The sequence below is a fragment of the Halomonas salipaludis genome, from assembly GCF_002286975.1.
GTDB lineage: Bacteria > Pseudomonadota > Gammaproteobacteria > Pseudomonadales > Halomonadaceae > Franzmannia > Franzmannia salipaludis.
Window position 1 is genome coordinate 98,394 of sequence record NZ_NSKB01000009.1, and the last position, 21,975, is coordinate 120,368.

The 21,975-nt window shown below is 62.7% G+C and carries 19 protein-coding genes and 1 tRNA gene; 10 read left to right on the top strand and 10 right to left on the bottom strand.

Annotated features, from left to right (window positions below):
- Position 1 precedes the first annotated feature (1 nt).
- The 7 genes from bioF to CK498_RS21425 all read left to right on the top strand — a co-directional run bounded on the left by bioF (position 2) and on the right by CK498_RS21425 (position 7,210).
- Positions 2-1,156, top strand: a complete 1,155-nt coding sequence (gene bioF / locus CK498_RS21395) for an 8-amino-7-oxononanoate synthase (protein WP_095622889.1) — start codon at positions 2-4, stop codon at positions 1,154-1,156.
- Positions 1,144-1,872, top strand: a complete 729-nt coding sequence (locus CK498_RS21400; protein ID WP_095622890.1) for an alpha/beta fold hydrolase — start codon at positions 1,144-1,146, stop codon at positions 1,870-1,872. The genes bioF and CK498_RS21400 overlap by 13 nt, the downstream gene beginning before the upstream one ends.
- Positions 1,869-2,696: a methyltransferase domain-containing protein gene (locus CK498_RS21405; protein ID WP_229359168.1), complete on the top strand. Its 828-nt coding sequence runs from the start codon at positions 1,869-1,871 to the stop codon at positions 2,694-2,696. The genes CK498_RS21400 and CK498_RS21405 overlap by 4 nt, the downstream gene beginning before the upstream one ends.
- Positions 2,693-3,364, top strand: a complete 672-nt coding sequence (gene bioD / locus CK498_RS21410) for a dethiobiotin synthase (RefSeq protein WP_095622891.1) — start codon at positions 2,693-2,695, stop codon at positions 3,362-3,364. Before CK498_RS21405 ends, bioD begins: the two co-directional genes overlap by 4 nt.
- Positions 3,365-3,430: 66 nt before the next feature.
- Positions 3,431-3,515: transfer RNA gene (locus CK498_RS21415), tRNA-Leu, on the top strand.
- A gap of 289 nt (positions 3,516-3,804) precedes the next feature.
- A complete protein-coding gene (locus tag CK498_RS21420; RefSeq protein WP_217987831.1) occupies positions 3,805-6,624 on the top strand; it encodes a bifunctional diguanylate cyclase/phosphodiesterase in 2,820 nt (939 codons plus the stop codon).
- A gap of 166 nt (positions 6,625-6,790) precedes the next feature.
- Positions 6,791-7,210, top strand: a complete 420-nt coding sequence (locus CK498_RS21425) for a PRC-barrel domain-containing protein (RefSeq protein WP_095622893.1) — start codon at positions 6,791-6,793, stop codon at positions 7,208-7,210.
- Between the two features lie 95 nt (positions 7,211-7,305).
- Here CK498_RS21425 and CK498_RS21430 read toward each other — a convergent pair whose 3' ends face one another.
- Complete coding sequence (locus CK498_RS21430) at positions 7,306-7,842, bottom strand: hypothetical protein (RefSeq protein ID WP_095622894.1); 537 nt, start codon at positions 7,840-7,842, stop codon at positions 7,306-7,308.
- Between the two features lie 410 nt (positions 7,843-8,252).
- Between CK498_RS21430 and CK498_RS26735 the strand changes: the two genes are divergently transcribed.
- Both CK498_RS26735 and CK498_RS21440 read left to right on the top strand, forming a co-directional pair.
- Complete coding sequence (locus tag CK498_RS26735; RefSeq protein WP_095622895.1) at positions 8,253-9,083, top strand: methyl-accepting chemotaxis protein; 831 nt, start codon at positions 8,253-8,255, stop codon at positions 9,081-9,083.
- Positions 9,084-9,156: 73 nt separating this feature from the next.
- Positions 9,157-12,603 (top strand): EAL domain-containing protein, encoded by a 3,447-nt coding sequence (locus tag CK498_RS21440; protein WP_095622896.1) that lies wholly within the window; start codon positions 9,157-9,159, stop codon positions 12,601-12,603.
- A 72-nt stretch (positions 12,604-12,675) separates the two neighbouring features.
- On the opposite strand, the gene CK498_RS21445 is transcribed toward CK498_RS21440, so the two are convergent.
- The 5 genes from CK498_RS21445 to CK498_RS21465 form a co-directional block, all read right to left on the bottom strand.
- The gene (locus CK498_RS21445) at positions 12,676-13,350 is read right to left on the bottom strand and encodes a hypothetical protein (protein ID WP_229359169.1); all 675 of its coding nucleotides are present in this window, start codon (positions 13,348-13,350) and stop codon (positions 12,676-12,678) included.
- A 106-nt stretch (positions 13,351-13,456) separates the two neighbouring features.
- Positions 13,457-14,266 carry a flagellin N-terminal helical domain-containing protein gene (locus CK498_RS21450; RefSeq protein ID WP_095622897.1) on the bottom strand — a complete coding sequence of 270 codons (810 nt, stop codon included), beginning with the start codon at positions 14,264-14,266 and terminating at the stop codon, positions 13,457-13,459.
- Between the two features lie 118 nt (positions 14,267-14,384).
- On the bottom strand, positions 14,385-14,585 hold the full coding sequence (locus CK498_RS21455) for a hypothetical protein (RefSeq protein WP_095622898.1): 201 nt from the start codon (positions 14,583-14,585) through the stop codon (positions 14,385-14,387).
- Between the two features lie 225 nt (positions 14,586-14,810).
- Entirely contained in the window at positions 14,811-15,167 is a 357-nt protein-coding gene (locus CK498_RS21460) for a hypothetical protein (RefSeq protein WP_095622899.1), read from the bottom strand.
- A gap of 25 nt (positions 15,168-15,192) precedes the next feature.
- Entirely contained in the window at positions 15,193-15,699 is a 507-nt protein-coding gene (locus CK498_RS21465) for a hypothetical protein (protein ID WP_095622900.1), read from the bottom strand.
- Between the two features lie 241 nt (positions 15,700-15,940).
- On the opposite strand from CK498_RS21465, the gene mntA reads away from it, so the two are divergent.
- Positions 15,941-16,342 (top strand): type VII toxin-antitoxin system MntA family adenylyltransferase antitoxin, encoded by a 402-nt coding sequence (gene mntA, locus CK498_RS21470; protein ID WP_095622901.1) that lies wholly within the window; start codon positions 15,941-15,943, stop codon positions 16,340-16,342.
- A gap of 152 nt (positions 16,343-16,494) precedes the next feature.
- On the opposite strand, the gene CK498_RS21475 is transcribed toward mntA, so the two are convergent.
- From CK498_RS21475 to fliD (CK498_RS21490), 4 genes are all read right to left on the bottom strand, one after another.
- Positions 16,495-16,965, bottom strand: coding sequence for a hypothetical protein (locus CK498_RS21475; RefSeq protein ID WP_141246989.1), 471 nt, complete (start codon positions 16,963-16,965; stop codon positions 16,495-16,497).
- A gap of 367 nt (positions 16,966-17,332) precedes the next feature.
- Positions 17,333-18,469 carry a FliC/FljB family flagellin gene (locus CK498_RS21480; protein WP_095622903.1) on the bottom strand — a complete coding sequence of 379 codons (1,137 nt, stop codon included), beginning with the start codon at positions 18,467-18,469 and terminating at the stop codon, positions 17,333-17,335.
- A 239-nt stretch (positions 18,470-18,708) separates the two neighbouring features.
- On the bottom strand, positions 18,709-20,103 hold the full coding sequence (fliD, locus tag CK498_RS21485; protein WP_095622904.1) for a flagellar filament capping protein FliD: 1,395 nt from the start codon (positions 20,101-20,103) through the stop codon (positions 18,709-18,711).
- Between the two features lie 149 nt (positions 20,104-20,252).
- A complete protein-coding gene (gene fliD / locus CK498_RS21490; protein ID WP_095622905.1) occupies positions 20,253-21,626 on the bottom strand; it encodes a flagellar filament capping protein FliD in 1,374 nt (457 codons plus the stop codon).
- Between the last annotated feature and the right edge of the window lie 349 nt (positions 21,627-21,975).

Genomic DNA, 21,975 nt, shown 5'->3' on the forward strand with positions numbered 1-21,975 from the left:
GATGGGGCTTTGGCAGCGGCTCGAACGGCGCCTGGCAGAGCAGCATCAGCGCGGCCTGTGGCGGCAGCGCACCGGCCACGCGGCCGGGCTGCTCGACTTTGCCGGCAATGACTACCTGGGACTGGCCCAGGACCCGCGTCTGGCCGAGGCCCAGGCCGTGGCGGCCCGTCGCCTGGGCGCCGGCAGCGGCGCCTCGCACCTGGTCAGCGGCCACCGCGAGGTCCACGAAGCGCTGGAGCAGCGCCTGGCCGCGCTGGTCGGCCGGCCGCGGGCGCTGCTGTTCTCGACCGGCTACATGGCCAACCTGGCGGTCATCCAGACGCTTTGCAGCGCCCAGACACGGCTATTTCACGACCGCCTCAACCACGCCTCGCTGCTCGACGGAGCGGCGCTGTCCGGCGCCCGCTCGCGGCGCTTCCACCATCGCGACCTCGACGACTTAGCGGCCATGCTGACGCGGCGCCCCGCCGCGAGCGAGGCGCTGATCGTCAGCGACGGCGTGTTCAGCATGGACGGCGACGTGGCCGATATCGCCAAACTGGCGACGCTGACCCAGCGCCACTCGGCGGCGCTGATGATCGACGACGCCCACGGCATCGGCGTACTGGGCGAACACGGCGACGGCTGCGTGGGTCGCGCCTTCGGCTGTGATCGGGTGCCTATCCTGGTCGGCACCCTGGGCAAGGCGCTGGGCAGCTTCGGCGCCTTCGTCGCTGGCGAGCCGCGGTTGATCGAGGCGCTGATCCAGTTCGCGCGGCCCTATATCTACACCACGGCGTTACCGCCGGGGGTCGCCGCGGCGAGCCTTGCCGCGCTGGATATCCTCGCCGCCGAGCCCGAACGGCGTACCCGGCTGCAGGCCAATATTCGCCACTTCCGGCAGCTGGCTAACGCCGCGGCGCTGCCGCTGCTCGACAGCCACACGCCGATCCAGCCGCTGCTGCTCGGCGAGCCGAGCCGTGCCATGAGCTGGCAGGCCAGCCTCGCCGCGCGTGGCTGCCAGGTCGGTGCGATTCGCCCACCTAGCGTGGCAGCCGGTGCGGCGCGCTTACGCATCACGCTCTCCGCCGCGCATACCCCAACGATGATCGAGCAGTTGGTTACGGCACTGGTGGCCTGCCAGGAACAGGAGCATAGCGCGCAATGCCACGCTTGATCCTACTGCACGGCTGGGGGGTGGATGCACGCATCTGGCGGCCCCTGGCACCACACTGGCGGGCTGACTGCCAGATCGCCAGCCCTGATTGGCCTGGCTACGGTGCTTGCCCGGCGTTGAGCGCTCCCCAGGACCTCGACGCCCTGGCCGACTCCATGGCAGAGGCGCTGCCCACCGATGCAGTATGGGTCGGCTGGTCGCTGGGCGGGCTGCTGGCCGCCGCGCTCAGCCAAAGGCTGAGCACGCCGCGTGGCCTGATCATGCTCGGCATGGGGCCGCGCTTCTGCCACCCAGCAGCGGTGAGCAATGCGACGCTCAACGACTTCCAGCTCACCTTTGACCGCGCCCCCGAGGCCAGCTGGCGCCACTTCCTGCGCTGGCAGGCCGGCGGCGAACCGTCACCACGGGCGATCTACCGGCAGCTCACCCGCCTGCTCGGCGACACGCCGCCAGCGGCGCTGCCGACCCTGGGGGCCGGCCTGGCCCAGCTTGGCGAACTCGGCGCCCAGCATCTGGTCGAGTCGCCCCCCTGCCCGGTGGCCTGGCTATACGGCGCCCGCGACCCACTGCTCGCGCCGGCTGGCCTGCCGCCTGGCGCCGAGGCACTGCCCGACAGCGGCCACTGCCCAATGCTCTCGCAGCCTGTCGCGCTGGCCTGTGCGCTGCAGCGACTGGCTGACGGCTTCAGTCACGCCAGCACGATGGAGCGCCAATGAACATGCCCGCCCCCATTGCTGCCACCAGCTGGCAGCGCAACGTGGCGCGAAGTTTCAGCCGCGCCGCACCCCGCTACCTGACCCTGGCCGACGCCCAGCAGCGTATGGGCGAGGCGCTCTGGCAGCACTTGCCGAGTCGCGCCACATCCATCCTCGACCTGGGCTGCGGCCCCGGACACTGGACCCTGCGCCTCGCCGCACACTACGACACCACCGCCCTCGGCCTCGACCTGGCTCCCGGCATGCTTGCCGAGGCCCAACGCCGCCACCGTCATCACCAGCGCGGCCAACGCTGCCACTGGCTGTGCGGCGATGCCGCTCGCCTGCCGCTGGCCAATGCCAGCCTCGACCTGGTGTTCTCCAACCTGGCACTGCAGTGGTGCACGGACCTAGATCAAACGTTCAGTGAACTCCACCGGGTGCTGGCCCCCGGCGGCACCGCACTGATCAACACCCTGACGCCCGGCACCCTGGCAGAGGTCGCCGAGGCCTGGTCGCGCCCCGCGGCACTGCTCGACTTCGCGGCGTCCGAGCGGGTCGTCGCGGCCTGCCACGCGGCAGGCCTCAGGGTCAGCGTCGAACAGATCGCCGAGCGCTTCCACTACCCGGACTTCGGCGCGGTAATGGCCTCGATCAAGGGCGTCGGCGCCCAGCGCCCGTCCGTGCCGGGGCAGGCGCCGCTAACCCGCCGCGACCTGCAGTGCGCGCGCCAACGCTACGAACGCTATCGCGTGGCTGCGGGCCTACCGGTCACCTACCAGCGCCTGACCCTGACCCTGCAGCGCGGCCCCCGGCCAGCGCCCTCGAGTGAGACTTGCCCATGAGCGCCTACTTCATCACTGGCACCGATACCGACGCTGGCAAGACCCTGATCGCCAGCGGGCTGCTGGCCTTGGCCCGCCGCCACGGCCTCACTACCCAGGGGCTCAAGCCCGTCGCCTCGGGTTGTGAAGTGACACCCGACGGTCTGCGTAACCGCGATGCCCTCGCCCTGCAGGCGGGCTGCCACCCGCCGCTTGGCTACCACGAGGTCAATCCCTACGCCTTCGCCCCGGCCATTGCCCCGCACCTTGCCGCCCAGCGCGACGCGGTCCCGCTCAGTCTCGCTGGAGTTGCACAACGGCTCGCCCCGCGGCTGGCCGAGAACCGCGACCTGACCCTGGTGGAGGGCGCCGGCGGCTGGCGGGTACCGCTCAACGCCAGCGAAGACCTCGCCGGCCTCGCCCACCTGCTGAACCTGCCGGCGATCCTGGTGGTCGGTGTGCGGCTCGGGGCGATCAATCACGCCCGCCTGAGCCTGGAAGCGATACGCCGCGACGGCGTTCGCGTCGCCGGCTGGGTCGCCAACCTGCTCGAGCCGCGCATGCAGGAGACCAGCGCCAACCTGGCCACCCTCGCCCAGCTGCTGGATGCGCCCTGTCTCGGCCAGGTGCCCTACCTGGCCCATCCCACACCGGCGCAGGTGGCCGACCATCTGCGCCTGCCGCAATAACGCGTTGACTTGGTAACGCCCATCCGTAGAATATGTGCGGCTTGGATAGCCGCTGCTGCTGCAAATGCGGATGTGGTGGAATTGGTAGACACGCCAGATTTAGGTTCTGGTGCCTTCGGGCGTGGGAGTTCAAGTCTCCCCATCCGCACCAATTCAACAGCAGCGCGCCCGGTGACTCTTTCGACCGGCTAACTCACTTCTCCTCCTGCCTCGCACCGGTAGTATCACGACGTGCAATAGTTCTCGCGCCCGACACAAGCCGGCAAGTACTAGCAATAGCCGCGCCTCTCTGCGACGTTGGCACTTCCACATTCAGCCGATGGCATGACATCGCTATACTGATGCAAACTCGGGGCACGGCAGGCTGCTCAAGCAAACTGCTGAATTGCCGATACCCCTGCAAGGCATCACGCCCATCAACCGTCGGGAGGATCTTGCGATTGAATGATCTGGTGACCTCTCACGATGTCTTCCGGCGCCTGGCCGACAGCCTATCGATGGCCACCGACGAGGCCTTCTTCGAGCAGCTGGTGGCAGCCCTGGGTGAAATGCTGGGTGTCGATTACGTGATGCTCGCCCGGGTCGATGCCGACGCCTGCGAAGCCACCAGCCTGGCGCTGTGGGCCCATGGTCAACTGGTCGACAATATCCGCTACCCGCTGCTCGGCACGCCCTGCGAGCAGGTCAACGGTCAAGCTGCCTGCCACTATCCAAACGGCGTCTGCTCGCTGTTTCCCGACGACCCCATGCTTGCCGAGCTCAACGCCGAGGCCTATCTGGGAGTGCCGATGTACACCCCCGACGGGCGCGCCTTGGGCCTGGTCGCTGCCCTACATACCCAGCCCATCGACATGTCGCGCCACGCCGAGGAGGTACTGCGAATCACCGCCGCGCGGGCCGGGGCAGAGCTCGCTCGTCAGGAGAGCGAGCAGCACCATCGCGAGCAGTTGCTGAGTACCAACCGCGCCTTGAAGCTGCTCAGCCGCTGCAACCAAGCGCTGATCCAGACCGAGCAGGAGCAGCAGCTGTTGGAAGCGATCTGCCAGCTGGCGGTCGATATCGGCGGCTACCGCATGGCCTGGGTCGGCTATGCCAGGCATGATGACGCAAAACACATTGCCCCCCAAGCCTCGGCGGGCAATGCGCAGGGCTACCTCGATCAGATCACCCTAAGCTGGTCGGCACAGCAGCGCAACGGCAGAGGGCCGGCAGGCAGGACGGTACGCAGCGGCGAGCCGGTGATCATTCAAGACCTGGCTAACGATCCGAGTTTCATTTCCTGGCGCGAGATGGCCCTGCGGCACGGCTTCCGCAGCATACTGTGCCTGCCGCTCAAGCGTGGCGACCAGGTCTTTGGCATCCTTGCGCTGTATCAGTCGAATACCGACTCGATCAGCAGCGAGGAGCGCCAGCTGCTGTGCGAGCTGGCCGACAACCTGGCCTTCGGCATCGATACCCTGCGCCAGCGAATCGCCCAGCAACGCATCCAGCACGCCGTGCTCAAGATCGCCTCGGCAGTCAGCGCTCGCAGCGGCGAGGAGTTTCTCGACCAGCTCACCCACCATATGGCCGAGGCGCTGGATGCCGAGCTGGCGTTTATCGCACGTATCGACCCTGCCGACCCCACCCGCGCCCACACACTGACCATCGTCATCGACGGCCAGCGCCAGCCCAACTTCAGCTATACCCTGCCCGGCACGCCCTGCGAGGACGTGCTGTTCGAGACCGAGTACATCGTCCACGACGATGCCGATAAACGCCTGCCAGTGGAGGGCCGAGAGGCGCTGAGCTGGGTACGCGCCTATGCCGGCCGGCGACTCGACAATGCCGCCGGCGAGCCGTTCGGCCTGCTTGGCGTAATGTTCAGCCAACCGCTACATAGCACCGAGCTGGTCACCAGCGTGCTACAGATCTTCGCCGCCGGGGTCGCCGCCGAGCTGGAACGCCAGGAGGACGAAGCACGCATTCGCCGCCTCGCCTACCTCGACCCGGGTACAGGTCTGCCCAACCGCATCGCCTTCACGCAGCGCCTGGAGAGCGCCCTGTCGTGTACCGGCTGTCCCCAGATCGGGCTGATGCTGCTCGACCTCAATCGCTTCAAAGACATCAACGACACCCTCGGCCACGATATCGGCGACAAGGTGCTTGCTGCCGTGGCCGACGCCTTCTCGGGCACCCTGATGGGCAATGAGTATCTGGCACGACTGGGCGGTGACGAGTTCGTGGTACTGATCGCCCCCAGCGACGCTTACACCATCACCGATACCGCCGAGCGCTTGCTCGGCTCGCTGACAGCACCGTTGCAACTCGACGAGCAGGCCTTCGAGCTCGACGTCAGCATCGGCATCGCCTTCTACCCCGACGACGCCGGCAGTGCCCGCGAACTGCTCAAGCACGCCGATATCGCCATGTACCAGGCCAAGCAGCAAAACGTTCCCTATCGCTTCTTCGAGGCGCATATGGGGGCGGCATTGGCCTTACGGCTGGATATGACCAAGCGCTTGGCGGCAGCCTTGGCCGACGGCGCACTCAGCCTGCATTTCCAGCCGCAGGTCGACCTCACCACGCTGCGCCTGACCGGCGCCGAAGTACTGTGCCGCTGGCATGACCCGGAGCTTGGCACGGTCAGTCCGGCCGAGTTCATTCCGCTGGCCGAGGAGCGTGGCATGATCGTGCCTCTCGGCAACTGGGTCATCGACGCCACCTGCCGCCAGCTCGCCGCCTGGCAGGCCGAGGGGCTCGTGGTGCCCGGCCAGTTGGCGATCAACGTCGCCTCGCGGCAGTTCGACGACAACCAGCTGATCGACACCCTGCAGCACAGCTGTGCCAAGCATGGAATCGCCGCCAGCCAGCTCGGCCTGGAGCTCACCGAGAGTGGCTTCATGAGTGACCCCGACCAGGCCATCGCCATGACCGAGGCGCTCAAGAGGCTGGGCTTCGGGCTCTCCATCGACGACTTCGGCACCGGCTACTCGTCGCTTGCCTACCTCAAGCGCTTCGCCGCCGACAAGATCAAGATCGATATGTCGTTCGTCGCCGACATGCTGGAAAGCGACAACGACCACGCCATCGTCACCACCATCATCGCCATGGCGCGCACCCTGCAAATGGAAACCGTGGCCGAGGGCGTCGAGACGGCGGAGCAGGCCGAGGCACTGCTCGCCCTGGGCTGCCAACAGGCACAGGGCTACTACTTCGGCCAACCGCTCACCGGCGAGGCCTTTGCCAAGCAGTGGTTGACGCCGATGCTGGTCGAGTAAGGCCGGTAGCGCCTCTCTAGAACGCTCGAACCGGCGATTCGCATTCGAATTGCCGGGACCGGCTAACCTAGGTTATCGAATCTTGTCTTGATGCTTCCCATCATGGGTGTGCCGCTCTTGGATGAGTGCGGCCGCACTTCATTAGACGATGCACAAGGAGCAAGTGATGAAACCGATGAAGCCCTTCCTGCTAAGCGCCACCCTCGCCCCCGTCCTGATGTTCGCCGCGGGCAGTGCCCTGGCAGATAACCATGTGAATGAACCAGACCATGCCGGCGTAGAAGCCACTTTCCTGACCGAGCAACCTGAAAGCACGCTGCACGCCAGCGAGCTGACCGACAAGGATGTAAGAAGCACCGCCGAAGATGACGAGGAAATCGGCAGCGTCGACAACCTGCTGCTTGACGAAGATGGCCAAATCGTTGCGCTGATCGTGGGCGTCGGTGGATTCCTCGGTATCGGCGAGAAGAACGTCGCCATCGAGTGGGAGAGCGTCGAGCTGACCCACGAGGACGATGAATACGTGGTGCGTGTCAACGCCACCCGCGATGCACTCGAAGATGCCGAGGAATACGAGAGCAACTGATACCCTCGTATCCCTGGTGAGTCCTGCTTACCAGCAGAGAAACGGCAAGCGCCCAGGCGCTTGCCGTTCTGTTGGTGAATACTGTCCCGGAGCGATCAAGCCCGCGCTTGCGTAGACGCCGCGAGGTGCGGATTCAACTGTTCGAACTGCGCCAACAGATCATGTTCGTGCTCGTGAATGGTGATATGCGCCACCAAGGGCTTGCGATTGCGGCCCATCCACTCGACCTCGTTGCGCCCCTCGACCAGCGCATGGTTGGCCTCATCGGCAGTGGCCGGGCACACCCCGTTGATCTTGAGAATCACCGATTTCTCGCTGAGGTGCCCCTTGAGCGGACTACCCTTGCCAATCCGCAAGACCCGTAGGCCGCTACATTCCAGCGGCGTATCGTCGGCGAAGTGACCATGCTCGCCTTCATCCTGCTCCGCGTCATCCCCGACCTGATCGTCAAGCTTTTGATTGATATGCGTGCATAGCAAGGCAGCACCGAAGAGCAGCGCACTCAGCCCCCCAACGCTTAGCGCCAGGAGGCCGCCGCCCCAAAGTACCACCATCGTTGTGATCGGCGCCGACAAGGCAGCTGTTACCCATAACATGACGCCCAGTAGCGTCCGTTCCCCGTCGATATTCATGCGTACCCCAAGGTATAGTTTTTATCACCTTGAGTTGTAGCCCATCCTGCGGGCCAGGGGTGTCACGAGATGTGGTTAATCTTTTCCAGACAGTAGCTTAATGCTGCAAAACGGTATCCTACTGTCTCGCAGGAGCGCGTGTCAGCCGCTGCGCCTGAGCCACCTCGCCGACACCCCATCAACGCCGCCATTTCCTTGGCCTGACCGTCCAGCGACTTACCCATTACAAACGACTGTTTCATCACGGTTGGTTAAAGTCCCCGACGGCTGCGCCGATAACGTGATACAGGACAACTCCAACCCCGCCACCAGCGCTGTAACGAGTGTTAAAGCGGTGGCTACCTGATGCCACCGAGTAGCACTCGTAAACATCGAAACTCAATAAAGTGATATCACATAGAAGGGAGACTATGCGTCTCAATACCCCGGTTACCCAGCAGGAATACCGCCTCGCCGAGGGGGACCTGCTGATCTCGCGCACCAACCTTCAGGGCAAGATCACCTACGCCAACCCGGCGTTCGTCGAGGCCAGCGGGTTTACTCTCGAAGAATTGATGGGCAGCGACCACAATCTGGTACGCCACCCGGACATGCCGGTCGAGGCCTTTGCCAACTTCTGGACGACCATCAAGCAGGGCGAGATCTGGAGTGGGCTGGTAAAGAACCGCCGCAAGAACGGTGACCACTACTGGGTGCGCGCCAACGTGGTGCCGGTGCGTGAGGCCGGCAAGGTGGTCGGCTACGCCTCGTTGCGCACCTGCCTCAGCCGCGCCGACGCGGCCAAGGAGATCCATCAGTTGATCGCCAACGCCAACCAGGAGATCGATGCCGGTGCCGAGGTAGTGGCACGCACTGAATCGGCGATCGGCCGCGTGGTCGAGGCAAGCAACCGGGTCAATGACATCATGGAGGAGATCAGCGCCGCCTCCCGCGAACAGAGCAGTGGCATCACCCAGATCAGCGACGCGGTCAGCCAGATGGAACAAGCCGTTCAGCAGAGTGCCGGCCAGCTTCAAGAAAGCGGCCGCGCAGCGCATCAGCTACAGCACGAGACCTGGCAGCTCAACAACGCCATTCTGGCCTTCCGCACCCAGGGCAGCGGCCAGGAGCTGCAGGTCGAGATCGACGTTGCCTCCGTCACCACTCAGGGCGAGTCCGCACCTCCCGTGCGTCTCGCAACGCCACGCCCGACACAGCAAAAGGCCAGCGCTACGTCAGGGAGGGATTGGATGTCCTTCTGACGGTTATATTATGTTACACCTGTGAGTGGCAGCGCTCTTGGGCGACGCTCTAATCGATGCGGAGGCAGTAACCATGCAGACACCACCCGTACCCGGGAATGAGTTGCAACGTCTGCAGCGGCTGTGGCGTTATACCCTCGACGATCGCCGGCACGAAACTGCTCTCGACGACCTGACACGCCAGGCCGCGGAGCTGCTGGAAGCACCCATGGCGATGCTGTCGCTGGTCGACGAGAACTGCCAGTGGTTCAAGAGCTCGATGGGCATACTCGTCGGCCAAACGCCGCGGGATATCTCGTTCTGCGCCCACACCATCTTGAACAACCAGCTGATGGAGGTGGCCGACACCCTCCTCGATTCGCGCTTTGCCGGTAATCCGCAGGTAACTGAGGCACCCTTCGTGCGTTACTACCTGGGTGCCCCGTTGATGACACGTGACGGCTACGCAATAGGCTCGCTATGCGTACTCGATACCCAGCCACGCCAAGCCAGCCTTCTTCAGCGCCAGCTGTTGATACTGCTGGCCCACCAAGTAATGCAGCACTTCGAGCAACGCCTGGATGCGCGCTTCATAGATGCCGTGGACCACGCCGGTATCGGCGTCTGGGAGCTCAATGCCGACTCCGGGGATGTCGTGCGAAGCCAGGCCGCCTTTCGTCACCTCGGTATCGACGATGACCAGCCGCCCCTGACGGAAGCCGCTATCTCCCGCTACCACCCCGATGACCAACCGCGGCTACGTCAGTGCCTGAACGACGCCATCGAACGACAACAACGATTCGAAGCCGTGCTGCGTCTGACCACCCCCCAGGATCACTACGACTGGGTACAACTCACCGGAGAACCGCTGGCGGTCGACGGCGTCACCAAGCAGGTCTTCGGCACCATCCGCAATATCAATCGCCTAAAACATGCCGAAGAGCGCCTACAACGTCAACACCAGCTCGACAGGGTGATCGTCAAGGCCCAGTCGCACTTCATTACCAGCGGCGACGGCCATCAGGCCTTTGCTCTGCTGCTCGATGACATTTTGGCACTGACCGGCAGCGAGTTTGGCTTTATCGGCGAGGTGTTCTATGACGCCGACGACCAGCCCTACCTCAAGGTGCAGTCGGTCACCGATATCGCCTGGGACAAGGCCTCCCGGGCGATGATTGACGCCGCTCCCGGCACCCTCGAATTTCACAGCCTCGACACCCTGTTCGGCCACGCACTGCGTACCCAGCAGACGGTGATCAGCAATGACCCTGCCAACGACCCGCGCAAGGGCGGACTGCCGCCGGGGCACCCACCGCTGCACAGCTTCCTTGGGATACCTATCAGCATCGACGGCCGCATGGTCGCCATGCTGGGGTTGGCCAACCGCCCGGAGGGCTTCGATGCGGCGCTCGAGGAGTTCCTTACCCCGCTGCTCAGCACCACTGCCCAGTTGGTCGACACCTTGCGGGTAAGACGCGAGCACCACTCCAGCCAGCAGAGCATCGCGCGGCTTTCCCAGGTAGCCCAGCGCACCAGCAACAGCGTCTTCATCTGTGATGCCAATGACCGTATCGAGTGGGTCAATGAGGGCTTCGAGAAGCTCAGCGGCTATTCCAGCGACGAAACGCTGGGCAAACGCCCCGGCGAGCTACTACGCGGCCCGGCCACCGACAGCGCCGCCAACGCGCGCATCGAGGCGGCGCTAGCGCGTGGCGAGGGATTCGAAGAGGAGGTAATCCACCATCGCCGCGACGGCACCCCCTACTGGGTGCACATCCACTGCGATGCGCTGTACAACGAGAATGGTGAGTTGACCGGCTTTATCGACATCCAGTCGGATATCAGCGAACGCAAGGCCTTCGAGGAGCGTCTCAAGCTCGCCGCACGGGTTTACGACAACACCCAGGAAGGCATCATGATCACCGATGCCGACCACCAGGTAGTCGACGTCAACCCGGCCTGCTGTGCGATCACCGGCTATGGCCGCGAAGAAATGATTTCCATGCATGCCACCCAATTGGGGTCGGCGCTGCCCGGCGTTGCCGACGCCTCCACCGTGATCGATCAACTGGCCAGCGGCAAGGACTGGCACGGCGAGTTCGCCGGACGGCGCAAGAACGGCGAGAGCTTCCCCGCCCTGCTCTCCGTCTCGTCGGTCTACGACGACCAGGGCCAGGTCATCAATTACGTGGCGGTGTTCTCCGATCTCACCCGCAGCAAGCGCCACAGCGAGGAGCTCTACCGTGCCGCCAACTTCGACAAGCTCACCGGCCTGGCCAATCGCGAGCACCTCGCCCAGCAGTTGCAGGACCTGCTCGACTACGCGGAGGGCTCTGACCAATCACTGACCGTCTGCATGCTCGACCTCGACCGCTTCGGCAATATCAATCAGAGCCACGGTCATCAGGTCGCCGACCGGCTGCTGGTAATGCTCGCCGAGCGCTTCAAGGGCGTGCTCAAGGAGTACGGCAAGCTGGCACGGATGGGCGGTGACGAGTTCGCGCTAGTGCTGCCCGAGGGTACCCAGGGCCTGGAGACCCTGGACCGCCTGCGCGACGTCCTGGCCGAGCCGCTGATCCTCGACGGCGAACCGCTCAGCGTGACCGCCAGCATCGGTATCTCGTCCTATCCCCAGGACGACAGCGACGCCGACATGCTGCTACGCCACGCTACCCAGGCGATGTACCAGGCCAAGCAGCGCGGCGGCGACTGCTACCAGCTGTTCGACCACGGCCAGGATCTCCACATCCGCCGTCAGCGCGAGGAGCTGGCACGGCTGACACAGGCCCTCGAGCGCGGCGAGTTCGAACTCCACTACCAGCCCCAGGTCGACCTGGCCACACACCGCCTGGTCGGCGTCGAGGCACTGATCCGCTGGCGCCACCCGCAACGCGGCCTGCTGTCCCCCGGGGAGTTCCTACCGCAGCTAGCCGGCACCGAGCTCGAACAGGGCATCGACGAGTGGGTGGTGGAGGCCGCCCTGCAGCAGGCGGACGCCTGGCGAAGCGACGGCCTGGTACTACCGGTCAGCGTCAACCTCAGCCCCCAGTCGCTGGTGCGGCGCGAATTTCTCGAGGTGCTCGCCCAGCACATGCGGCGCCATCCGCATATCGGCTCAGGCGACCTCAAGATCGAAGTGCTGGAGTCCGCCGCGCTGGACGATATCGACGCCGCCATGCAGGTGATGGAGGGCTGCCAGGCACTGGGCATCGAGCTGGCGCTGGACGACTTCGGCACCGGCTACTCGTCGCTCTCCTACCTGCGCAACCTGCCGGTCGACCTGATCAAGATCGACCGCAGCTTCGTCTCGCGAATGCTCGACAGCGACGACGACCACGCCATCGTCGAGAGCGTGATCTTCCTTGCCGACAAGTTCAAACGCCCGGTGCTCGCCGAAGGCGTGGAGAGCATGGACCACGCCCAGGCACTGGGCGCACTGGGCTGCCACCTGATGCAGGGCTACGGCATCGCCAGGCCGATGCCCGCTGGCGAGATCCCCGCCTGGCAGCAGGCCTGGCTCGGCGCAAAGATTACGCCTTGAACACCCGCCCAAACACAAACGCCCGGATCCAAGACCCAGGCGTTACCAGCATGCTGTGATAAAGCAGCAGCCTCAGAAGGTGTAGGAGACCCCCACTACCGCCACCGGATAGAACGGCAGCTTGTCGGCCTCATCCTTCAGGCGCTGCTCTTCACGGCGCAGATCGCGGCGAAACTGGTCGTTCTCCGCCTCGTAGTTCTCCGAGGTGCTCAGCGATACGTCGATACTGGTCGCCATCACCCCAAGTTCGGAAAACACCCCAAAGCCCTGCTGATGTGACGAACGCCAGCCCAGGCCGGCATAGGGTTGCACGCCATCGGCGATGGTCAGCTTGCCGTGTACGCTGCCGATATCACTGGCAGCATAGGTCTGCCCATCGAACTCGAAGGTATCGTTGCGCTTGGAACGGCCGCTCACGTTGGCTTCCATATCCGGCAGCATGGCATCCGCAGTAAGGTAGAATCGCCCGGCAAAAGGATAGTAGTCGAACTTGATGGCCCCGGCGGAGATATCCAGGTCACCGTCGTAATCCACATCATCGGTATCGAAGTCACCGCTCCAGCTCAGCCCACCGGCGTACTGGGCGGTCACCCCCATACGCTCATGAAAGCGCCATGACACCTCGGCCCCTACCCCAGTGGTGCCCGCCAGCACGCCAACGCTGTAGCGATCCTCGAAGGCCTGAGCGCTACTTGCGCCAGCACCCAACAGCAGCGCCGCCATGCCGGCAGTCATCAGCTTGTACATTATGAATATTCCTTGCGTAATGATCCGACGCGGGCTTCACACCCCGCCAGAGTGCTATCGGCAAACGCTCGCTTATCTTTAATAAATCAACCTAATCATAGGGATATCAGCGCTGCAGCAGTGTGAGAATCATATTGGGGAGCTGATTGGCCTGAGCCAGGACCGCCATGCTGGCCTGCTGAAGTATCTGCGCGCGAATCATCCGCGACACCTCGACCGCGTAGTCGGCATCCATGATCCGCGAGCGTGAGGCCGCCAGGTTGATCTGCGTGGTAGCCAGGTTATCGATCACCCCTTCGAGGCGATTATGCGTCGCCCCCAGATAGCTACGCTGGCGGTCGACACGCTTTAGTGCCTCATCGAGCCGCGCCAGCCGGTCCTCGTCCACCTCCTCGACACTGAAGCCCTCGAGACCCAGCCCGTCGAGGTCGAGTGCGGTCAAAGCTATATCGATCGTCTGACCGTCGTAGGCCCCCACCTGAATCGACAGCGAGCGGGACTGCCCCAGCGGCTTGATGCCGTTGAAATCGGTCTGGCCGGTAAGGCGGTTGATCTCGTCGAGGCGCTGATCGACTTCGTGCTGAATCGACGCCAGATCGCGCTCATTCAGCGTGCCGTTGGCCGCCTGCACCGAGAGCTCGCGGATACGCTGCAGATTGTCGTTGACCTGATTAAGCGCACCCTCAGCGGTCTGCACCAGCGAGATACCGTCATTGGCATTGCGCTGCGCCTGGGCCAGGCCACGGATCTGCGCGGTCATGCGATTGGCAATCGCCTGACCGGCGGCATCGTCCTTGGCACTGTTGATACGCAGGCCCGACGACAGCCGCTGCATCGCCGTCTGCAGCTCGGCCTGACTGCTATGGAGATGCTGGCGCGCCAGCATCGACATGATAGAGGTATTGAGCACCAACACCGTTGCAAGCCCTCAAGGGCGCGCCAGGCGGCGCGCAGGGGTAGTTGCTCAGAGTATCGGCCGGCGCGGCAAAAACTTTAGCTCTCGCTTATTCGCATGATCAAGAGACGGCCGCCCTTCAGGCGACCTCATCAAGCATCAACAGCGTGTAGGCACGCTGATCGGCCACCGCCTTGGCGAAGATGGCATGCACCTCGAGGTACTCGGCCTCGTGAGTCTCGTCCATGCCCGACGCTTCAAAGCGCAGCATCAGCGCACGGGTGTCGCGGACCAGGCTATCGAACTCCTCGATGATCTGCTGGTACTCGTCGGGCGTCACGGTAAAAAAGCCTCAGCATGGCAGGGTATGGTTGCATTGTAGAATGCCTGGCCATACCACCGATTTGCTGAAAAGCGTAGAGAAACAGTGTTTGCGGGGATAATCGAGCCAAGCACTGCATCGCGAATGAATTCGCTCCTGCACAGGAGCATTGCACCTAGGCAAATGTGGGAGGGACGTCAGTCCCGATGGGGTTGCCCGGAAGCGCTACGCACTTCAATCGTATTAGCGCGCCTGGATCGCCTGGGTCTGCGCGTATAGTTCCCTGGCACTGTTCAGCGCTACCCGTTCATGCTCATCGAGTTCCAGCATCGGGCCGGTAGGCAGGCCATCGGGTTCCCTCAGCTCTTCAATCAGGGGCGCATAGCGCTGCAACAGATGGCCGAGGTTCATGCGGATCATGGTCAGGTTCAGCTGGAACTCCTGCTGTTGATGCTCCCGGCGTGAGCGCTCCTCCCCGGGCGGGGCCTGATCGATCATCATCTGGAGTGTCTCATCGACGAAGCGCTCCGTGGCTTTCAACTTGGGAATGAGGTCGTGAAGAAGGTCCCGTGCGGATATCCTACCTTCGGTTATCGCCATAAAACATCGTTACTCTTGCAGATGGTTATAAGCCCTGCTCGCCATGCAGCGGCGTCGCCAGCATCTCCAAATGGTGTCGACCACGCGATTTCCCAACGCCGATCTCGATCATCGCTGCGTGCGGGCAACCGAGCCTTTTCAGACAGTGCTGGAGTTTGCGTCTTTCACGGTGCCGGGCGCTCTGGGCATCGCTCTTGAGCACTTCGATCACCGCCAGGGTTTCACCGCTGCCTCGGCGATGAATCAGCAGGTCGGGAAAGATGGTCGGCGCCTCGGTGGTGGCACTGGTGGTGGATACCACGATATGGCCTCTGCTTTGCAGCGGCCCGCGCCAGCAGTTGAACTCGCAATCGACATCCCAGTCGGGAAACACTGCCTGTAGATGGCACCCCAAGCGAGCGGTGATACTGCGCTCATTGGCCTGAGCTTCCAGCAACGCCGCGTCGCGCTCTTGCAAGCACTTCAATGCCTGCTCCAGGCCACCAATGACGTCCACTTCCAGGGCGGCGGGTAAGGTCTCGACATGGGTCATGCGCTCGTATCCCCCTGCGTCATTGTCATCGGCTTCTTGTTACATACATCAGCATATCGGCAAGTAAGCGAAAAACTTGAGCCCTCATCTCGGCTGCCTGCCCCCTTGCCCCGTCTCGATGTGGAGCCGGCTCCCGGGAATGGCTTGCGACGACGATCCCAGGTCATGGAGGACAACCCTATGACGGTAACCGAATGCTAGACTGACGCCAGTCACCCTAACCATTCCCGAGAAGGCGCCGATGAAGGATTCCATCGCCATACAAGATGCCCTGGTCGAACTGGCGACCCACGACGAGAATATCGCCGTGTTGTGGCTCTACGGCTCACGGGCCAAGGGCACGGCCACCGCCAGGAGTGATTACGACCTGGCCGTCGCCTTTCGCACTTTCGAGAAGGATCCGCTGGAGCGGCGCCTGCGCCCAGAGCTTCTCGCGCAAGTCTGGCAGGATGCCCTAGGCCTGGCGGAGGACAAGCTCTCCCTCGTGGATATCAACCTGGCGCCGCTGCCCCTGGCCCATGCCATTATCCGCACCGGGCGGGTGCTGCTGGCCAACGATCGAATGCGGCTGATTCGAGAAGAGCAACGCATTGGCTCGATGTGGGAGATCGACCACCTCTATCATCAACGTCACTTCGCCTGACCGACCGAGCCAACATCCTATATATATCGACGCCATGCGGGAGCACCTAGCCACCCTCGCCAAGGAACTGGAGCAGCTATCCCAATCGGGTGCGGATGGGTTCAGCTTTGGGCGCAACGGCGTCGAGGTTCCCGCTTCCCCTTCCCTTATCGCTAAGAAGATACCTGAGCACTGACCACCGCGCGTCTCTGGCGACGCACCATCACGACTCCCGTCAGCAGCATGATGCCAACCGGCAGCGGCGCGGCGAAGACACAGGCGGCCGCCGACGACAGGGCGAAAAGGGACAGATAGCGCGCCAGCAGCCGCCAGCCCGCGGAAAGCCTGCCAGCCGAACGCCACATCGCCAGGAAGGCAAAGAACCAGTAGAAGCCCAGGGGAACCGCCATCAGCCCCATCCAGGCACGTACGCTTCTCGAGAAATAGGCATTACCGGCATCGGCATTCATCAACTCGGCCAGCCGATCACCAAAGAGGACAAACAGGATGGCCACCAACACGATCGAGCCAATCACGCCCAGCCCCAGGAAGGCCTGAGCGAAGCTCCACCCACCACGAACGACGCGAAACCGCGCCACAAAGGGCGCCAGGATACCCAACAACAACGCGAGTAAATGCGCCACGACATACCGCCCTTGATTTAATCAATTGATAAAATAACTGCCAGCCAGCCTACCCCCGCTGCTCGCACGCCTGACCGAGCAATCAGGGCCTGTCTCTGTTCCCGTTTTCACATACTGCCTCCTTACTCGATAATATTTATCGCCTTTCGCAGCCGGATGCACTGGCATGAGCTTCCCCCCCCGGCGGGCCGACCCTCTCTAGAAATTATCGACCAAAGCAACAGCTTCTTGAGGAATCAGAAGAAGTAACGCCTCATCCCCGAGAAATGAGGGTCTGTCCTCGATAGCCTTTGCTCCTTAAAGCATAAAACGGGGCCTTTCGGCCCCGTCATTACTTACCACTTCAGCCTTTTGGCCAAGCCTTACCTTAACCCAGCAGAGACAGCACGTTCTGCGGAATCTGGTTAGCCTGGGCCAGTACGGAAGTGCCAGCCTGCTGCAGGATCTGCGCGCGGGTCATGTCAGCCACTTCCACCGCGTAGTCGGCATCTTCGATGCGCGAACGAGCGGCAGAAAGGTTTGTCTCGTTGGTTTGTAAGTTGGTAATAGCATCCTCGAAACGATTCTGCACCGCACCCAACTCGGAACGCAGACTGTCCACATCTTTCAATGCCGCATCTAGCGTTGCCATGGGGTTAGCAGTAGCAGTCAAACCAGCTTCTGCATCAGTGTCATAAGCTGCCTTCGCTGCAGTAACTTCATCTCCATCAGCAAAATCAGTAGTAATTGTGGCGAAGTCTGCACTATCTGCATCAGTTTCAAAGACCGACGCACCCTCTCCGAGCTTAGCAAATGTACCATCACTATCTTCTACAACATATACTGTCGTCCCACCGTCATCATATGAGCGCAGCTTAAGCTGATCGTGGCTATCAGCTTCAAAATTAGTCAAGCTAAGACCAGTAAGATCCACCTCTTTAGTTACTGGGTCTCCATTTGCATTATCGAGCGTAAGCTCTTTAATTTCCCCAGAAAGACCTGACACCGTAAAGCCTTCCATACCAAGCGTGCTAGAGTTGATCTCCTTCAAATTAACGGTGATAGCTTCACCGTCATTTGCACCCACTTGAATCTGAAGACCTTGATCGCTAGCCAGAACTTCTACACCATTGAAACTGGTTTCCTCAGAAATTCGGTCAATTTCAGACAGGCGCTGGTTGATCTCGTCTTGAATAGATGTCAGATCATCTTGGCTGTTGGTGCCGTTTTGCGCTTGCACGCTCAGCTCACGGATGCGCTGCAGGTTGTCGTTGATCTGGTTTAGCGAGCCTTCAGCGGTCTGGGCAACGGAGATACCGTCGTTGGCGTTACGCTGCGCCTGAGACAGACCCGTAATCTGAGCAGTCATGCGATTGGCGATGGCCTGACCGGCCGCATCGTCCTTGGCGCTGTTGATACGCAGGCCGGAGGAGAGACGCTCCATGGAGGTTTGCAGGGCATTCTGCGACTTGGACAGATTGGACTGGCCAATCATGGAAGTGATGTTGGTATTGATCACGGACATGATGATATTCCTTCCTGATAGTTGAGGGCTCCATTGGCGGGCCCGGTCTTCTTCATGTTGCGGCCCGATCCCTCCGGGCCCGCCGTAACGGCGCCGTTGGCCGTTACCTTAACTATCGGAAGCGTGAGGAAAACCTTTAGGGTTGAGATGAGATTTTTTGCAAAAACCTTGTGCCGGAAACGCCGCTGGCGGCCCGAGGGCCGCCAGCGTAACGAGATGCCACTTATTGCAGTGCGCGGTTACCGGCGCCCGCGGCCCAGCTGGGCATCCAGGGCATCGAACTGCTGAGTAAGGTAGCTACTTGTCTGGTTCATTTGCGCGATCATGGCATCGAGCTGGCCAAACTGGGTGCGGTAGCGCGAGATAGTGCTTTCGATGCTTTTTTCCATGCGCGCATAGCGCTCTTTGAGGCTCTCGACGCGGTCCTCGGCGCCGCTGATGGTGTTCTTGACCAGACCGTTGCTGCCGAGCATCTGATCGAGGGCCTGGTTGAGCTGTCCGGCCATGCCGGCGTCTTTCTCGTCGCCGGCAAAGAAGTCACTGAGGCCGGCCATGTTGCTGCTGACCAGTTCATCGAGGCGGTCGCTATCCAGCTCCAAGGTGCCATCGCGCTGCAGCGAGATACCGACCTGGTTGAGCGTGGCGAACTCGCCGCCGGCTATGCCACCACTGAGCATGCTGCGCATGCGCGACTCGATGGTGCGCACCATGCTATCGCCGTTGAGCTCGCCGGCCGTGTTGGTCTCAGCGTTATAGGCAGTGAGACTGCCGATGGTGGATTTCAGGTCGTTGAAGGCATCGACGAAGCCGGTGATGGCCTCGCGTACCGCACGGGTGTTCTGCTCTACCGCCACGGTGGAGGTAGCGCCTTCGGTGCCTGGCTCGAGGTTCAGGGTCACGCCCTGGATGGCGCCTTCGATGCTATTGCTGGGGCTGGTAATGCGAATGCCGTTGACATTGATCTCGGCATCAGCGCCTTCGCGCTGGGTCACCGGATCGGCGTCCAGTGTCACGCCATCGACCAGGCCAGTGAATTCCAGGCCCTCGATAGAGGCATCCTGGCCGGTCTCCTTGGAGCTCAGCGCCAGGCGGTAACCGCTGCCATCGTTGACGATGGAAGCGGTGACGCCGGCATCGTCTGAAGCATTGATGGCGTTGCGGATATCGATCAGCGTGGCGCCTTCCTCGAGATCCAGGGTAAGCGCGGTGGGCTCGCCGGTGTCAGGGTCAATTTTGCCAAAGGTCAGGGTGAGCGTGGCATCGGCGCCGGTCAGTGCCTGGTCGTTGGCGGCCACGCTGCTAGTGGCCAGGCTGCCCGCCCGCGCGGCATTGACCACTTCCACCTCATAGCGGCCAGGGTTGGCCTCGGCGGACGCGGACGCTTTTACCCCCTCGCCTCCACTAACGTTGGTGGAGAGACTCTCGAACAGCTTGGGGTCATTGACCTTGGCTGCCGCCTCCTGAAACTTGGTCAACGCCGACTGCAGCTGACCGTAGGCCGAGATCTTGGCCTTCTGCTGGGTTTGCTGCAGTTTGATGGGCTCGAGCTTGCCGCGCTCGGCCTCATTGAGCTGATCCAGCAGTCCGTTGAGGTCCAGGCCCGAACCAATGCCCAGTGAAGTGATAGTGGTCATGCCAAGTCGACTCCCTGTGTGCGGTATACACCCTGATAAATCAGATTATCGGCAAGTGCAGCAGGAACTTTAGGCCATTTTATCGCTGGCGCAAAAAACCCCGGCGCCGGCCGGGGTGTCGAGGGTCGGGCTTGGCAAGATACGTGGCACTACATCATGCCACCGCCGCCTTGGCCGCCACCCAGGCCATTGAGCTGCTCGGTGAGGTAGTTACTGGTCTGCTGCATCTGCCCCATCATGCTATCGAGCTGCTGGAACTGGGTGCGGTAGCGGTCGATGGTCTGCTCGATGCTCTGCTCAGTGCGCTGGTACTGTTCGCCCAGGCTTTCGATGCGCGTCTCGGCGCTATTGATGGAGCCTTCCAAGGCACCGTTGCTACTGAGCAGCTGCTCGGTGGTGCTCTCCAGGCGGCCGGCCAGACCGGGGTTGGCCTCGTCGCCGGCAAAGAAGCTGGCCACGCCCTCGGGATCATTGGCCAGGGCGCTATCCAACTGCTGCTCGTCGAGCTCGAGGGTGCCGTCCACGCTGAGTGAGAGCCCCATGTCGGAGAGCAGCGAGAGTTCACCGTCGCGCACCTCAGCGGCACTGAGCTCGTTGCGAAGGCTGGATTCCATGCTGCGCACGGCGCTGTCGCCAATCAGTTCGCCGGGCTGACTGTCTTCGCCGTTGAAGGCCGTGAGGCGCTCGGTGGTGCCCTTGAGGTCATTGTAGCCGTCGACAAAGGTGGTGATCGCGTCGCGGATGCTGCCGGTGTCGCGCGCCACCTCTACGGTGCTGCTGCCCGGCTCCTGCAGGCTGAGCGAGACACCCTGAATGGCATCCTCGACCTGGTTGGTGGGACTGGTGATATCGATACCGTTGACCGTGAGGTTGGCGTCCTGGCCGGCCTGGGCGATGGTGCCACCCGGCTCTTCGGCAAGGTTGCCAACCGCCAGCTCGGCGAAGTTAGTGCCGGTGATCGAGGCCTGCTCGCCGGTGTCTTGCGACATCAGAGTCAGACGATGGCCTTCTCCGTCGAACACGATAGAGGCGTTCACCGCCGCGTCGGGGTCGGCGTTGATGGCGTCGCGCACGTCTTCCAGGGTACTGTCGGCGGCGATCTCGACCGCGTGGTTGAGGTCGGTGTCGGCGAACTCGAGCTGAAGTGAGCCACCCTCGGCGGAGATGACGGTGTCGAGGTCTTCGACCCGCTCGCTAGTGAGGTTGCCGGCGGTGGCGGTATTAGCCACCTCGACCTCGAAGCGGCCGGGGCTCGCCTCGGGGCCGGCGGACGCCTGCAGCGCCCCGCCGCTAACCTCGGCGGTAACGCTCTGATAAAGCGAGGGGTCGTTGAGGGTCCCGACGCTGTCGCCAAAGCCAGATAGTGCGCTCTGGATCTCGCCGTAGGCGGAGATTTGCACCTGCTGGGTGTCGATCTGCTGTTCGATGGGCGCGAGCTTGGCTTGTTCGGCCTCCTGCATCTGGCCGAGCAGGCCATTCAGGTCGAGCCCTGAGCCAATCCCTAGTGAGGTGATACTCGACATACAACAACTCCCAAAGCGCGTGTATTTTCCTCTCTATGAGTGGCCCATCGGCGGGGGTAGAGTGAACTTTAGGGCATGGCTACGATTTTTTCGGCGTCGCGACACGGGCAAGCAATGGCGACCTTGCCGGGCAGCGCTACGCGCTGCATCGCGACTGAAGTCGCTCCTACACTGGCGTGTGGCGCCAAGGCAAAAGTGGGAGTGGCTTTAGCCGCGATGGGGTGGATCTGGCCAGGCAGCGCTACGCGCTGCATCGCGAATGAATTCGCCCCCACAGGGTCATGGCGCCAAGGCAAAAGTGGGAGCGGCTTTGGCCGCGATGGGGTTGGATCTGGCCCGGCAGCGCTGC

Excerpts from the sequence above, each read along its gene's own strand:
- bioF (WP_095622889.1), top strand. The coding sequence starts at position 2 with ATGGGGCTTTGGCAGCGGCTCGAACGGCGCCTGGCAGAGCAGCATCAG.
- CK498_RS21400 (WP_095622890.1), top strand. The coding sequence starts at position 1,144 with ATGCCACGCTTGATCCTACTGCACGGCTGGGGGGTGGATGCACGCATC.
- CK498_RS21405 (WP_229359168.1), top strand. The coding sequence starts at position 1,869 with ATGAACATGCCCGCCCCCATTGCTGCCACCAGCTGGCAGCGCAACGTG.
- bioD (WP_095622891.1), top strand. The coding sequence starts at position 2,693 with ATGAGCGCCTACTTCATCACTGGCACCGATACCGACGCTGGCAAGACC.
- CK498_RS21425 (WP_095622893.1), top strand. The coding sequence starts at position 6,791 with ATGAAACCGATGAAGCCCTTCCTGCTAAGCGCCACCCTCGCCCCCGTC.
- CK498_RS21430 (WP_095622894.1), bottom strand. The coding sequence starts at position 7,842 with ATGAATATCGACGGGGAACGGACGCTACTGGGCGTCATGTTATGGGTA.
- CK498_RS26735 (WP_095622895.1), top strand. The coding sequence starts at position 8,253 with ATGCGTCTCAATACCCCGGTTACCCAGCAGGAATACCGCCTCGCCGAG.
- CK498_RS21440 (WP_095622896.1), top strand. The coding sequence starts at position 9,157 with ATGCAGACACCACCCGTACCCGGGAATGAGTTGCAACGTCTGCAGCGG.
- CK498_RS21445 (WP_229359169.1), bottom strand. The coding sequence starts at position 13,350 with ATGTACAAGCTGATGACTGCCGGCATGGCGGCGCTGCTGTTGGGTGCT.
- CK498_RS21460 (WP_095622899.1), bottom strand. The coding sequence starts at position 15,167 with ATGGCGATAACCGAAGGTAGGATATCCGCACGGGACCTTCTTCACGAC.
- CK498_RS21465 (WP_095622900.1), bottom strand. The coding sequence starts at position 15,699 with ATGACCCATGTCGAGACCTTACCCGCCGCCCTGGAAGTGGACGTCATT.
- mntA (WP_095622901.1), top strand. The coding sequence starts at position 15,941 with ATGAAGGATTCCATCGCCATACAAGATGCCCTGGTCGAACTGGCGACC.
- CK498_RS21480 (WP_095622903.1), bottom strand. The coding sequence starts at position 18,469 with ATGTCCGTGATCAATACCAACATCACTTCCATGATTGGCCAGTCCAAT.
- fliD (WP_095622904.1), bottom strand. The coding sequence starts at position 20,103 with ATGACCACTATCACTTCACTGGGCATTGGTTCGGGCCTGGACCTCAAC.
- fliD (WP_095622905.1), bottom strand. The coding sequence starts at position 21,626 with ATGTCGAGTATCACCTCACTAGGGATTGGCTCAGGGCTCGACCTGAAT.